Annotated in this window: 18 protein-coding genes; 15 read left to right on the forward strand and 3 right to left on the reverse strand. The window is 46.1% G+C overall.

All coding sequences use genetic code 11. The features are described 5' to 3' along the window. Positions 1 to 16: 16 nt before the first annotated feature. From DW091_RS17255 to DW091_RS17265, 3 genes are read left to right on the forward strand one after another with little or no spacing between them, the layout of a single operon-like run. Positions 17 to 1,105: an ABC transporter substrate-binding protein gene (locus DW091_RS17255; protein WP_118518794.1), complete on the forward strand. Its 1,089-nt coding sequence runs from the start codon at positions 17 to 19 to the stop codon at positions 1,103 to 1,105. A gap of 19 nt (positions 1,106 to 1,124) precedes the next feature. Next, positions 1,125 to 2,162, forward strand: coding sequence for an iron ABC transporter permease (locus tag DW091_RS17260; RefSeq protein WP_118518795.1), 1,038 nt, complete (start codon positions 1,125 to 1,127; stop codon positions 2,160 to 2,162). Beyond that, positions 2,159 to 2,932 carry an ABC transporter ATP-binding protein gene (locus DW091_RS17265; protein ID WP_118518796.1) on the forward strand — a complete coding sequence of 258 codons (774 nt, stop codon included), beginning with the start codon at positions 2,159 to 2,161 and terminating at the stop codon, positions 2,930 to 2,932. Before DW091_RS17260 ends, DW091_RS17265 begins: the two co-directional genes overlap by 4 nt. 63 nt (positions 2,933 to 2,995) lie before the next feature. Here the strand turns inward: DW091_RS17265 and DW091_RS17270 are convergent, their stop codons facing one another. Continuing rightward, the gene (locus DW091_RS17270; protein ID WP_058694887.1) at positions 2,996 to 3,289 is read right to left on the reverse strand and encodes a metalloregulator ArsR/SmtB family transcription factor; all 294 of its coding nucleotides are present in this window, start codon (positions 3,287 to 3,289) and stop codon (positions 2,996 to 2,998) included. 193 nt (positions 3,290 to 3,482) lie between these two features. Between DW091_RS17270 and DW091_RS17275 the strand changes: the two genes are divergently transcribed. The 11 genes from DW091_RS17275 (at position 3,483) to DW091_RS17325 (ending at position 10,827) form a co-directional block, all read left to right on the forward strand. Further along, entirely contained in the window at positions 3,483 to 3,854 is a 372-nt protein-coding gene (locus DW091_RS17275; RefSeq protein ID WP_074616039.1) for a hypothetical protein, read from the forward strand. A gap of 2 nt (positions 3,855 to 3,856) precedes the next feature. Continuing rightward, positions 3,857 to 4,147 carry a ferredoxin family protein gene (locus tag DW091_RS17280; protein ID WP_118518797.1) on the forward strand — a complete coding sequence of 97 codons (291 nt, stop codon included), beginning with the start codon at positions 3,857 to 3,859 and terminating at the stop codon, positions 4,145 to 4,147. Beyond that, complete coding sequence (gene gcvH, locus DW091_RS17285) at positions 4,144 to 4,992, forward strand: glycine cleavage system protein GcvH (protein WP_118518798.1); 849 nt, start codon at positions 4,144 to 4,146, stop codon at positions 4,990 to 4,992. The genes DW091_RS17280 and gcvH overlap by 4 nt, the downstream gene beginning before the upstream one ends. After that, positions 4,982 to 5,380, forward strand: a complete 399-nt coding sequence (locus DW091_RS17290) for a putative zinc-binding protein (RefSeq protein ID WP_058694884.1) — start codon at positions 4,982 to 4,984, stop codon at positions 5,378 to 5,380. The genes gcvH and DW091_RS17290 overlap by 11 nt, the downstream gene beginning before the upstream one ends. A 6-nt stretch (positions 5,381 to 5,386) precedes the next feature. Next, entirely contained in the window at positions 5,387 to 5,785 is a 399-nt protein-coding gene (locus DW091_RS17295) for a putative zinc-binding protein (RefSeq protein WP_096919489.1), read from the forward strand. Between the two features lie 277 nt (positions 5,786 to 6,062). Then, a complete protein-coding gene (locus DW091_RS17300) occupies positions 6,063 to 6,941 on the forward strand; it encodes a Sir2 silent information regulator family NAD-dependent deacetylase (protein WP_118518799.1) in 879 nt (292 codons plus the stop codon). Positions 6,942 to 6,979: 38 nt separating this feature from the next. Next, entirely contained in the window at positions 6,980 to 7,825 is an 846-nt protein-coding gene (locus DW091_RS17305) for a transporter substrate-binding domain-containing protein (RefSeq protein WP_118518800.1), read from the forward strand. Between the two features lie 17 nt (positions 7,826 to 7,842). Continuing rightward, positions 7,843 to 8,583 carry an ABC transporter permease subunit gene (locus tag DW091_RS17310; protein WP_118518801.1) on the forward strand — a complete coding sequence of 247 codons (741 nt, stop codon included), beginning with the start codon at positions 7,843 to 7,845 and terminating at the stop codon, positions 8,581 to 8,583. Further along, positions 8,580 to 9,293, forward strand: a complete 714-nt coding sequence (locus tag DW091_RS17315) for an ATP-binding cassette domain-containing protein (RefSeq protein ID WP_118518802.1) — start codon at positions 8,580 to 8,582, stop codon at positions 9,291 to 9,293. Before DW091_RS17310 ends, DW091_RS17315 begins: the two co-directional genes overlap by 4 nt. 3 nt (positions 9,294 to 9,296) lie before the next feature. Then, on the forward strand, positions 9,297 to 10,154 hold the full coding sequence (locus DW091_RS17320) for a hypothetical protein (protein ID WP_118518803.1): 858 nt from the start codon (positions 9,297 to 9,299) through the stop codon (positions 10,152 to 10,154). 1 nt (position 10,155) lies between these two features. Then, entirely contained in the window at positions 10,156 to 10,827 is a 672-nt protein-coding gene (locus tag DW091_RS17325; RefSeq protein WP_096919493.1) for a 4Fe-4S binding protein, read from the forward strand. 75 nt (positions 10,828 to 10,902) lie between these two features. Here DW091_RS17325 and DW091_RS17330 read toward each other — a convergent pair whose 3' ends face one another. Then, positions 10,903 to 11,325 (reverse strand): DUF2000 domain-containing protein, encoded by a 423-nt coding sequence (locus DW091_RS17330; protein WP_118518804.1) that lies wholly within the window; start codon positions 11,323 to 11,325, stop codon positions 10,903 to 10,905. 473 nt (positions 11,326 to 11,798) lie between these two features. On the opposite strand from DW091_RS17330, the gene DW091_RS17340 reads away from it, so the two are divergent. Then, positions 11,799 to 12,437, forward strand: a complete 639-nt coding sequence (locus DW091_RS17340; protein ID WP_158577932.1) for a cadmium resistance transporter — start codon at positions 11,799 to 11,801, stop codon at positions 12,435 to 12,437. A gap of 78 nt (positions 12,438 to 12,515) precedes the next feature. Here the strand turns inward: DW091_RS17340 and DW091_RS17345 are convergent, their stop codons facing one another. After that, positions 12,516 to 12,923 (reverse strand): heme-binding protein, encoded by a 408-nt coding sequence (locus tag DW091_RS17345; protein ID WP_058694873.1) that lies wholly within the window; start codon positions 12,921 to 12,923, stop codon positions 12,516 to 12,518. Positions 12,924 to 12,989 lie beyond the last annotated feature (66 nt).

Below are 12,989 nucleotides of genomic sequence, written 5' to 3' on the forward strand. Positions count from 1 at the left end.
AATAAAGGAGTTTAAAATGAAAAAAACATGGTTAAAAGCAGCAGGCCTGTGTCTGGCTGTCAGTTTGATTTTTGGAGGCTGCGCCAGCAGCGGAAAAACCGCGGAGAGTACCGACAAAGCCGAGGCGCGTATTATAACCGATGAGGGCGGTAACCAGGTAGAGCTGCCGGAAAAGATTACAAAGGTAGCCATCACCCCGATTCCATGGGCATCGGCTGTGTGGACGGTTGACGGGGGAAGTGACAGGATTGTGTCCATTAACCCCAGCGCGATGGCCCAGTATAAAAAAAGCTTTATGACCAAACTTGCGCCGGAATTTGCAGAGATTTCCACTGGAGAAATCTCCCAGGATTTTTCCATTAATATCGAAGAACTGATGAAGCTTTCGCCAGAGGTGGCGTTTATCTGGAATGACCAGGAGGCCGAGGCCGAAAAGCTGAAAGCGGTTGGTATTACGCCTGTTATGTTAAACTATGCCGAAAACCTTGAGAACCTGAAAAAGGATTTAACACTGGTGGGAAAGGTTCTGGACAAGGAGGATTTTGCCCAGAAGCTCATCGATTATCACAATGATACCGAGACGTATTTTACCAATAAAAAGGATCAGGTTGCCGCGGCAGATCAAAAGAGCGTTCTCTACCTGCAGAATAAGAAACTGAGCGTAGCGGGGTCAAAAAACATTAATAACTATCTGCTTGAGCTGACAGGCGGCCGGAATGTTGCCGCTGGTTTAGAGAAAAAGTGGGCAGAGGTAAATATGGAGCAGATTATGGAATGGAACCCTGAGATTATCTACCTTTCAAATTTTGACGATACCATGCCAGAGGATTTGTATGAAAATAAAATCGAAGGACAGGACTGGAGCAATATCGACGCGGTCAAAAACCACCGCGTTTACAAAACACCGGTAGGGATTCTGCGCTGGGATGCCCCCTGTGTGGAGACGCCGCTGATGCTCAAGTGGATGGGCAGCATCCAGCAGCCGGAAATCTTTTCAGATTATGATATCCGGAGTGACATTAAGGATTTTTACAAAAAGTTTTTTGATTACAATTTAGCCGATGAAGAGATTGACGCCATTTATAATGTGAAAGTAAACCAGTAAAATTTGAAGGGGAGAGAATATGAATACAGCGGGACTTAAAAAGAAAATCAACCAGAAATACTATGCTGTTTTCGCTGGACTGATCCTCGTTTTGGTTTTATCCGGAATTCTGGCTTTGTGCTTGGGCCGTTACTGGATACCCTTTTTAGATGTGGTTAAGGTGCTTCTGTCCAGGGTTTTTCCGATTTCAGGGAGCTGGGACGCCAACACAGAAAGTGTGGTTATGACCCTTCGGCTGCCGCGTATAGCGGCAGCTGTCCTGGTCGGCGGCTCTCTGGCTCTTTCCGGTGCGGTTTATCAAGGTGTTTTTCAAAACCCTCTGGTGGCGCCGGATCTGCTGGGTGTATCCTCCGGGGCCTGTATTGGGGCGGCCCTCGCCATTCTTTTTAGCGTTGGCACCTTTGGTGTGCAGGTTGGCGCTTTTATCGGCGGCATTATCGCAGTCGTGATCACAACGGCTATTCCCAAAGTTATCAAAAATAACTCCAATATGATGCTGGTGCTGGCAGGCATCATTGTCACAGGGCTTATGAACTCCATTATGGGGATCATTAAGTACATCGCCGACCCCGAGACACAGCTGGCGGAAATCACCTACTGGCAGATGGGCAGCATTGCAAAGGTGCTGCCAAACAGCCTTCTGATGATCTGTCCCGCGGTGCTTATCGCCACAGTGGTATTGATGGCCATGCGATGGCGAATTAACGTGCTGTCCCTCGGAGAGACAGAGGCAAAAAGCCTGGGAATCACCATCAAAACTACAAGGATGATCGTGATTGTCTGCGCGACACTGCTGACAGCCTGCTCTGTCTGTATCTGTGGGACCATCGGCTGGGTTGGACTGGTTGTGCCGCATCTCGGCAGGCTTTTGGTGGGGCCGGATAATATGAAACTGCTGCCAGTCTCCTTTGTGGTCGGGGGGATCTTTTTGCTGGTGGTGGATACCATCGCCCGAACACTCACAAGCGCCGAGCTGCCCTTGAGCATCTTAACCGGACTGATTGGTGCGCCCTTCTATTTTTATCTGCTTAAAAAACAAAGGATGAACCTCTCATGAAGCTGGAAGTCAATAATCTTAGTTTTAAATATTTAAACAGCTGTGTTATTTTTGAACAGGTGAATTTTGAGCTTGAAAAAGGTCAGATACTGTCAATTTTAGGGCCGAACGGCGCAGGAAAATCGACATTGTTGAATTGTATTGGAAATTTGATCACGCCGCAGGAGGGGAAGATAAGGTTGAATGGGGAAGAGGTCGATAAAATGTCCCCCAAAAAGGTAGCTCAGAGAATTGGCTATGTGCCACAGATTCATGTTCCCACCTACGAGTACACAGTCAGAGAGTTTGTGGTCATGGGGCGCACTCCCTATCTTGGAAAGATGCGTTCCCCGGGTGACACCGATTATGAGCAGGTAGAGCGGGCGCTGGATATGGTCGGCATAAAGCATCTTGTTGAAAAGCCCTACACGCAGATCAGCGGTGGTGAAAGACAGCTGGTAACCATTGCCAGAGCCATCGTTCAGGAGCCGGACTTTATCCTTTTGGATGAGCCGACAGCTCACCTGGACTTTGGCAACCAGATTAAGACCATGCGCCTTGTCAAAAAGCTGGCTGAAAATGGATTTGGTATTATCATGACAACACATAATCCCGATCAGGTTTTTTACACCGGTGGGTTCGTTGCGCTCTTAGACCGGCAGGGAAGACTGCACTGCGGAGTGCCGGAGGATATTCTCACTGAGCCGTCTCTCACACAGCTCTACCAGGAAAGAGTCTGTGTGTTTTATTCGGATGAGCTGAAACGCAGGGTGTGTATATCGGGAATTTAATAGATGAAAGGGTTATAAAAAACGCAGCGGGTACTTAGCGACGTGTACCTACTGCGTTTTTATTTATTTAAACTGGCCCAAATATTCCTGGCTCATGGTTTCGGCCGCGGCAATTAAGGTGGCGGTGCTTTTTAAAGCGACATGATAGTGTGTCTGGACACCAACCTTTTCGCTCTCAATAATACCAGCTTCCTTCAATATTTTTAAATGCTGGGAAAGATTGGGCTGGCTGAACTCAAGGTTCTCTTTCAGCTCACAGACACAATGGGGCTTGTCCAATAAAAATTTGACAATTTTCAAACGGATCGGGTGGCCCATTGCTTTTAATATTTTGACGGATAACGCTCCAATATCCATATTAAGCCTCTTTTCTATAATGATATAATTGATCTATTATATTATGATTATATAGGAAGAACGGCTAAAAGACAAGAGACTTTGTGAATTAATAAAAAAGAGGTCGTTTTTCCAAAATAAAATACCTTGACTTTCTTCGGTAAACGTAATATTATAAATATATAATTAAATAATTATATAAAGAGGTGCTAATATGAATGAAAACTTGCCAGGGTTTATAATGTGTGTATGTACAGGAAAATGTCCGGGATTTCAGGCAATGGATATTTGGGATTTTATTAATCAAGTGCGTGTGGAGTTGCCGGTAGAGTATGCCATCATTCATCCGCAGCTGTGTGAGGAGGATGGAGACCGTTTTTGGGCAGATTTTTTAAAAACGCACCAAAAGCTTGTGATTGGCGCCTGCGCGCCGAATATGCAGCGCAAGATGTTTAAAGAGGCCTTTAAGGAGGCTGGTCTCGATATTGAAAAAGACGTGCTTATGCTGGATATTCGGGATATGACAAATGAGCAGGCATTTGAAAAGGTTGAAAAAGCTCTGGATGCCGTGAGACTGGAGGTTTAAGGATGAGTGATACAACATTTATGGGAGTGGAACGAAACCGGATTGATTGGTCACCCCGCATTGACTACGGCAAATGTAACGACTGTATGGATTGCATGGATTTCTGCCCGCACCAGGTATTTGAAAAGCAGGTGGGCAGCGCGCATCAGCTGGCGGTAAAAAATCCGGATAATTGCGTTGTTTTTTGCCGCGCCTGCGGAAAGACCTGTGGACTTGGCGCCATCACATTTCCGGATAAAGCAGCGACAACTCAGGCCATTAAAGCCATGCGCAGGGAGGACAAAGAATCATGAAAAAAGATTTTTGTGTGCTTCCCTGTAATGGGCTGGACAAATTTGCCGGCTTACTGACCCGCGAGGTGGCCCTCAAGCTTTTGGAGGATGGCGACCATGAGCTGATATGCCCGGTGCTGTACCACGCCGCAGAAAAACGTTACCAGAAGGCGCTGGCTGAAAAGCCCCTGCTGGTCATCGACGGCTGTAATACGAAATGTGCCAGTAAGCTGGCCGCCGAAGGGCATTTAAGAGTGGCGGAACGAATCAACGTGAGCGAGAGCGCAAGGGAAAGAGGCTTCTCGTTAACAGACTATCTGGAAATGGATGAATCCGTTGAGATTTTTATAAATACACTTATCAAGGACTTTGAGGAAAAGCCTGACGAGGGTAAGGCCTCGTCCTTTGAAATGCCGGGTCTGGTCCATTACAAGAAGTTTTCTAAAGGAAAGTTTATTTTTAAAGTGCCTGAAAACTATTATTACTTTAATGAGAATGATTGCTGGGCGCTTGTTAAAAACGGGATCGCCCGGGTGGGCGTGACGGATTTTATTCAGCAGAACCTGTCCGATATTTTGTTCGTGGATTTTCCAGAGGTTGGGAGGAAGCTTGAACAGTTTGACGATGTGGGATCAGTGGAGTCTGGAAAATCAATTTTCGAGCTGGTTTCACCGGTCAGCGGTGTGGTTACAGCCATTAATACAAAACTGGAGCAAGCCCCTGAAATCGTCAACGAAAGCCCCTATGAAGGAGGATGGATTGCAGAAATAAGACTGACTCACTGGGATGAGGACGCCGAAATGCTTATCCGTGATGAGGCGTATTATGAAATCATGAAAAGGAAGGTGGAGGAAATTGAACTCTAGAATAAAGGTTATTCCATGCAGCGGGATCGGAAAGGTGCTTGGGCTGATTGCCCGTGAAGCGGCCTTAAAGGTAACTCGTGAATTGCTGCCAGAGGAAACAGAAAGCCTGTGTCTGGCCCATATTGTTACTGGCGATGATGAGGTGGTTTCGAAGATAGAGGGACAGCCCTGTATTACCATTGACGGCTGCGCTAAATGCTGTGCGCAGAAAAGTGTAGAAGCTGCTGGAGGAAACATCTGTAATAAGCACCGTGTAGTTGATTTTATGAAATCGCATCGGGGAGAGGAACACGGCACCGGAACCCGTCTGACAGAGGACGGCTGGAGGTTTGCTGGTGAGCTGGCCGAAGTTATGGCAGAAGAAGCGAAAGCAGAATTGGAGGGATAACAGGCGATGGGTGAACAGAATATTGGAATAATTGCGTGCAGCGGCGAGGAATGTCTGGGCGGAACCCTTTCACGTTTGGCAGTCCGCAAAATGATGGAGGAACTGAGACCTGGAAAGGTCAGCACCTTGTGCCTGCCGTTGTTCATTGCAGGTGGCGAGCAGGAGCGGGCCTTTGCTCAAAACCATCCAACCATATCGGTGGATGGCTGCAGCAGGTGCTGTGCCAGACGCGCCATTGAAAAATACAGCGGAGCCGTAGCAGGAATGGTCGATGTAGAGACGCTCCTTGGAAAAAAGACGGCGCTGAATGACAGTGTCGTTTCGACAAAAGACTTAACTCCTGAGCAGCTCGAGCTTGTGAACGAGATAACAAAAGAAATCATCCGGATTTTTGACACATTATGAGAATGGACAAACTATTTTGTAAAAAGGCTTTTCATGATTGGAACAGGATCATGAAAAGTCTTTTTTAATTGGTCTTTTAAAATAAATCTTAAGGAAAACTTAAAGATGGAACACCCATAAATTCCCAATGGTTACCATTTGGAAACTACCCCACAATATTGTGCCTTCTTCACAGTAGCACAGTCTTGTTTTATGATATAGGCATGAAAAGAAATCAGCGAAAATGAATAATTATAAAACATGAAACGAGGTGAGCATATTGTTTTTTAGCAATAGGATGAGAAAAGAAAATGACGAAGCGCGAAAAATCTGCTGGCTGAGAAACGCCATTGAAACAGCGGACGCTGTGCTGATCGGCGCAGGAGCCGGTTTGTCGGCCTCTGCGGGGATAGCCTATTCAGGGGAGCGCTTTGAAAAGCTTTTCCCGGATTTTATAAAGGCTTATCATTTTCCGGATATGTATTCAGCAGGGTTTTATCCTTACGATACACCCGAAGAACATTGGGGATACTGGAGCCGGTATATTTACCATAATCGCTATGAAGAACATGATCGCGGGCCTTATGAAACTCTTCTTAAGCTTGTTGGGCACAGAGATTATTTTGTGATTACAACCAATGTGGATCATCAGTTCCAACTGTCAGGCTTTGATAAGAAAAGGCTGTTTTATACCCAGGGGGACTATGGCCTATGGCAGTGTTCAAAACCCTGTTGTGATAAAACCTGGGACAACGAGGCCGCAGTTAAGAAAATGGTTGCCGAGCAGAGGAACCGCAGGGTTCCATCCTGGCTTGTGCCACGCTGTCCTGTGTGCGGCGCGCCAATAATGATGAATCTCCGCTGCGATAACACATTTGTCCAGGATAAGGGCTGGTACGCGGCTCACAGCCGATATGAGGATTTTATCCGGCGCCATAAAAACATGAAGCTCTTATTTTTAGAACTGGGGGTTGGTGGTAATACGCCAGTGATCATTAAGTATCCATTTTGGCGGATGGCTGCAGCAAACCCAAAAGCGTCCTACGCCTGTATCAATTTAGGCGAGGCTGTCTGTCCTCAGGATATCGCAAAGCAGTCTGTCTGTATCGATGGTGATATTGGAAAAGTGCTTATGGAAGTTAAAAACTGCAGTGGTATGGACATTGAGGCGGTATGAGCGCTAGCGTGTTAAAGAAAAAAAGTAAGGAGTAGACAATGAAAAAAATAACAGGATTATTTGTGTGCGTTTTGATTGCGGGTTTGGTTTTGGCCGGCTGTTTCGGTCGGGGAGGCGGAGATCAGGGGGGAGAAGCCCCGCTTAAGGTCGCCATGGATCTGAAGTTTCCACCTTTTACAGAAATGGACGAAAAGGGTAATCCCAAGGGGATAGAAGTGGATATCGCCAACGCCTTCGGCGATTACATCGGACGTGAGGTCGAGATTGTCAATACAGATTTTTCCATGCTTATTCCAGCATTGGAAACCGGAGAAGCGGATATTGTCATCTGCGATATGACTGTCAATGAGGAGCGCAAAGAAGTGGTTGATTTTTCAGAGCCTTATCTGTATGGCCGCACTCTGGCACTGGTGCGCAAGGATTTTGCAAGACAGAACAATATTACAGATGAGATGAAACCAGAAGACTTCTTTTCCATCAAGGACGCCAGGTATGTTGGGCTGGCGGGGACGATCTCCGTATCAGTTCCCCAGAGCTATGGCGTACCAGTTGAAGAAATTACAGATGTGGCCAGCGGATTGATGGAGATAAATAACGGAACGGCTGATGTGATGGTGGGAGCAAATACAATCATTAGTAATCACTATGCTTATCCGGATACCACTCAAATTTACTGGGGCATTGAAGAATACAGCCAGTCTGCGATGGCGGTTAAAAAGGGCAACACCGAGCTGCTGAACCAGGCCAATGCATTTGTAAAAACCATGTACGAGGACAAAGGATTTTACAAAGCAGCCGGTGATAAATACGATGAGGAAATCCATCATTATTTAAAGGACGACAGCCTGGGCATTGATTTTATCATTTATCCGCCGCAGCAATAGGAAAGGATGTGCAGAATATGGTAAGAAAGTACAGCAAGCTGCTGCAATACCTGGCGGCAGGTGTTCTGTTCCTGCTTTTGATCCTCTATGTTCTGGGTAATACCACCGATCATCCGCGGTACCATCTGATTCTTGACCAGTGGCCCCTGCTCTTGAGTGGCATTGGCTATACGCTGATGGTAAGTGCTGTTACCCTGGTTCTTAGCGCTGTGCTGGGCTTTGTGATTTATCTGATGATGAAAAGCCGTGTTCCGTTTATAAGGGGGATGGCGGTTGTTTTCAGAGAGATCATTATGGGGACGCCGCTTTTGGTTATGGTGTTTCTGGCTGTCTATGTGCTGGGGGAGGCTGTGCATATCAGCAGCAAATTTGTGTTGGGCATTGCAGCTTTAACGCTTTACACGGCCCCCTATGTGGCCAACTCCTACCAGAGCGCAGCGGAGGTGATTGATGAGGACCAGTATGTCGTCATGGAGCTCTACCATTTTACAGGCTTTCAGAAGTATTTCTATGTCATTCTGCCTCAGATGGTAAAGCCCTTATTGCCAGCGTTCATCAATCACCTCTCAGGGATCATCAAAGGCTCCGCCCTGCTAAAGGTCGTGTCCTTTCCGGAAATTGCCTATGTGATCACAGTGATCGCAGCGAAAAACTGGGCCTCGGTCGAGGGTTACCTGGTAATGTGGATAGCTTATCTGGCTGTCACGATTCCGTTGTCGCTTTTAGCGCAGCTTATTGGAAGGAGGCTTTCACGATGAGGATAGTGCTCGAACAGGTTACAAAAAAATATGACGCCAGTATCCTGAAAAATTTGAATCTTTTAATCGAGGATAAAAAGGCAGTTGGTGTTATGGGCGCTTCCGGCTGCGGCAAATCGACCTTGCTGCGTCAGCTGGCAGGCATCGAGTTTCCAGAGGAGGGAACCATAAAGGTGAATGACACAGTGGTATCCCCAAAAACTGTTCAGGCATACCAGCAGGAGATTGGTGTTGTGTTTCAAAAACACAACCTCTTTCCCCATCTTACGCTCAGAAAAAACATTCTGCTGATTCTTGAAAAGATTAGGGAGATAAGTCCAGAAGTGGCTAAGCTTAAGGCCAGCGCGCTCCTTGACCAGTTTCACCTCACTGAGCAGGCAGATAAACTGCCCCGTCAGGTGTCAGGAGGCCAGGCCCAGCGGGCAGCCATCGCCAGAGCGTTATGCACAGAACCAGATCTGCTTTTTCTTGATGAACCGACAGCAGCCCTTGATCCTATCCTGACAGGTGAGGTTCTGGAGGCCGTCACAGAGCTCAAGAATCTTGGAAAAGACTGCATTTTTATCACACATGAGATTGATTTTCTCAAAAGGTTTGCAGACTATTTTGTGTTTATGGACCGAGGAGAAATCGTTGAGCATGGGCCGATAGGATTGCTCGAGTCGCCTGAAACAGACAAGCTGGCCACTTTTTTGAGAAGGGAGAGATAAGAAATGCTCGGTGTTTTATACGAGTCAGAGGAATGGTCAAGCTACAAGCTTCTTGAAGAAATTCAGGACTCTGGAATCGAAGCCTGTCTCATCAACCTTGAGGAGGATCAGGCCCTTGGAATGATCAGCCACTGTGATCTGCTTGTCAGCCGGATATTTGCCAGTGCGCAGTTCAGAGCGCATCAGAAATCGCTTGCGCGTATGCCGGAAATTATAAGGCAGGCAGAGTGTGAAGGCATTCCAATGATCAATCCGCCACAGGCGCATTTTTATGAAACCAGTAAAGCCTTGAGTACAGCCTTTCTCAGACAAAAGGGCATCGCGGTGCCAGATGTTTACGGCGTGTTTTTTCCTGATGAGATTGATCCGGGGAGCCTCAGCTATCCCTGTATCATCAAACCAGACTGCGGGGGAAGGACCACCTACACGTCGATCATCAATGAGGCAGAGGCGTTATCACAGGCCATGGCAGAGATACCGGCGATCCGTATGATCGCAGAGGAATATATCCGTCCTGTCTATGGCTATATCACACGGGTCGAGGTGATCGGTGGAGAATGCCGCCTCATTTTAAAACGCAGTGTAACACCGGACGGCTTATCGGCCTATCACCTGGGTTCTGCTTATAGCCACTATACCGATTGTCCCGAAAAGCTCAGACAGACAGCGGTAAGGGCAATGGTGCTTTTGGACATTGAATTCGGGAGCCTTGATATTATTGAAACAGAAGAGGATTTTTATATTATTGATGTGAACGCTGTATCCAACGCGTCGGAGGACAATACCGGGATGTTTAACTTTGACCTAATGAAAGAAACAGCGGCTTATATCGCGAAACGTTACAGAGAAATGGAGAAATGAAATGATGACAATAAAGGAGATTTACGAAAATTTTAACCAGATTGGCTGTCTGACTTTCTCAACTCTGGCGGAGAATGGCTATGTGGAATCCCGCATCGCCCACTTTTTCGCTTTTGATGAGGACGGTCTGTATTTCAGAACCATGGACGTCAAGCCGTTTTACAGAGAGCTGAAGCAGACGGGTAAGGTCAGTGTGTGTGGTATGTACCCCAGCAGTCAGGTGAGCCATGATGAAAATAATCTGCCCTCCTTTGTGCCGGGCTATACCATGCGGATCACTGGTGACATACGGGAGCTCACAATGGACGAGGTGGCGGAAAAGGCAAAAAGCAACCGGGATTTTAACGTGGCGGCCTATGACATTAAAAAATATCCCCGGACACGTATTTTCGTGCTATGCCGGGCATGGGGAGAACGGTATGACTTTGATTATGCAAAAGAAAAGCGGGATCATAAGCTGGAGCGTGAGCGATTTGCCTATGGTGGAATGCCTTATGTGAATCCAGGTCTGGCCATAACAGATGCCTGCATCGAGTGTGGGAAATGTGCGGAGATATGTTCCTTTAACGCCATTGAGAAGGGTGATCCCTACCGGATCAACGGAAATCGGTGTGATGAGTGTGGCAACTGCTTTCATGACTGTCCAGTAAGCGCCATCATCTCAAAAGGATGAGGCTTGATAATTTATGTACAGCTTTTTAATAAAAATGGCCGTATGGATAGGGATTCCCATCCATGCGGCCATTGATTATTTTAAAAGCGGCATACTGCCAGTAAGCTTGTTCACTTTCTTTTTGGGGCCGCAGATAGCAACGCCCATATACTGAAGATCGGCCTCTGGTGAGTCTGCCATAAGATTGATAAATGCATCGTAATCATTGCATCCCTGCGCCAAATCTGAAAAATCCACAACAGTCATATCGTTAAAATCAGAGGTATAGAGCCTTTGGCGTATTTCCCGAATGCTGTCTTTATTTCCTTTCAAGACAGGAATGGGGAAGGCGATAATGCCAAGATGTGCATTTCCGTTTTGATCCGTTACATCACAGCCCACAATGTCCGGCCTTTTTTTGCCAAGGGTGATTCCCAGGATAGCGGCGGTATTAGCTATGATACCCAGAGGGAGTTCTTCATCAATAATCATAACACTTTTTTCATTTTCCAAGTTCATTTTCAGTCTCCTTTTTGGTTGCTGAAATTTATTTTACACGTTAAAATAAAAAAAGGCTTGAACGATATTCTTTTAATGAGTGGATTGTTTTTAAGGCTTAAGAAGCGAGTAATTCAGCAGGTTCTTCGAGACATCTTCATCTCAATAGGTTGAGATGACGGCTTGAAAGGCGCCCCTGTCAAAGGGCTCGTCTTTAATGATATTCACCGTCAATGGCGACGCTGCCAGGCGCTTGAATGTGGACTTTCATTTGCCCAAGATGGTCAGATAATGGCTCTTATGGACTGCATTATAGTACTGCTCAAATTTTTCGATAAAGGTTTCCTTTTTGTCGAAGAGACAGGTCAAAATAGTATGATTATAACATAAGCGGGCTGTTTTGAAATCACAGGGTTCTATTTAGTGCTTTCTTTTACTCCTGAAAAAGGATAAAATAGTGGAATAAAAAGATATTATGGATGAGGGAGGAAAATATGTCCATTGTTATCACTGCACTGTTGTCCTTTGCGGGGACGAACATTGATGATATTTTAATTTTGACCCTGCTTTTTTCAAGGGCAGAGACAGCGGCGGATAAGAGAAGAATTGTCCTTGGCCAGTATCTGGCAGTTTTAACGCTGACCTTTTTCAGCCTTTTCTTTGGCTACAGTATTTCCTTTGTTCCCCATGCGTATATCGGTTTGTTCGGCTTGATTCCAATTTTTCTTGGGCTGGGCGCAGTATGGCGGCTTAGAAATAAGAAAAATGATAAAACAGCGGGGAGGAAGGAAGCGCAAAAGGAACTCGTAAAGTTAATAGGGCTGCTTGAAAAAATATTTCCGGCAGATATTCTGTACGTCTATTTTCTAACGCTTGCAAACGGGGCTGACAATGTGAGTGTTTATATCCCTCTGTTCACAAATCTGAGTGCTGTGGAGATCATAACTGTTATTGTGATTTTTGTGATGTTGATTGGTTTCTGGTGCTTTCTTGGAATGAAAATAGGCCAATATCCACTGATCAGGGAGTTTCTTGAAAAATATAAGGATGTGCTCATACCCGTTGTATTCATTGGGCTGGGGATTTACATCTTGTTGAAAAGCGGCACGCTCGGCTTGCTGATGGCGGGGTAAAAAACTCGGCGAAATAAATTGCCCCATCCTCGGACTTGAATTCTGGGGATGGAGCAGATTCTGTATCAAAAGAACATCTTAGAGAGCCGCAAGTCCTGCCTGGGCGACGCTCTCGTCTTCAGCAACACTACCGCCGCTGACACCAATGGCACCAATAATACGATCCCCGTCTATAATCGGAAATCCACCGCCAAATGTCACAATTCTACCTTCACAGCAATTGCCAAGACCAAAGAGTTCGCCGGCTTCCTTAGCAGCATCCCCTGCAACAGAGCTCGGCATTTTTAATGAAGCGGCTGTATAGGCCTTGTTTTGGGCAATGCTTATACTTGCTAGTAAAGAATCTTCCATACGGTGGACTAAAACAGTGTTTCCGCCCATATCGCACACCGCGATTACCATAGGTACATCAATTTCCACAGCCTTTTTTTCGGCTGCTGCGGCCATTTTTTTGGCCATTTCCAATAGTTTACCTGTCTGAGTCATTTTAATCTCCTTTTTTAATATAATCTACCAATTTGCCAAACAGATACTAACAATTATATTATACAT

Source organism: Eubacterium sp. AM05-23 (assembly GCF_003477535.1).
Taxonomy (GTDB): domain Bacteria; phylum Bacillota; class Clostridia; order Eubacteriales; family Eubacteriaceae; genus Eubacterium; species Eubacterium maltosivorans.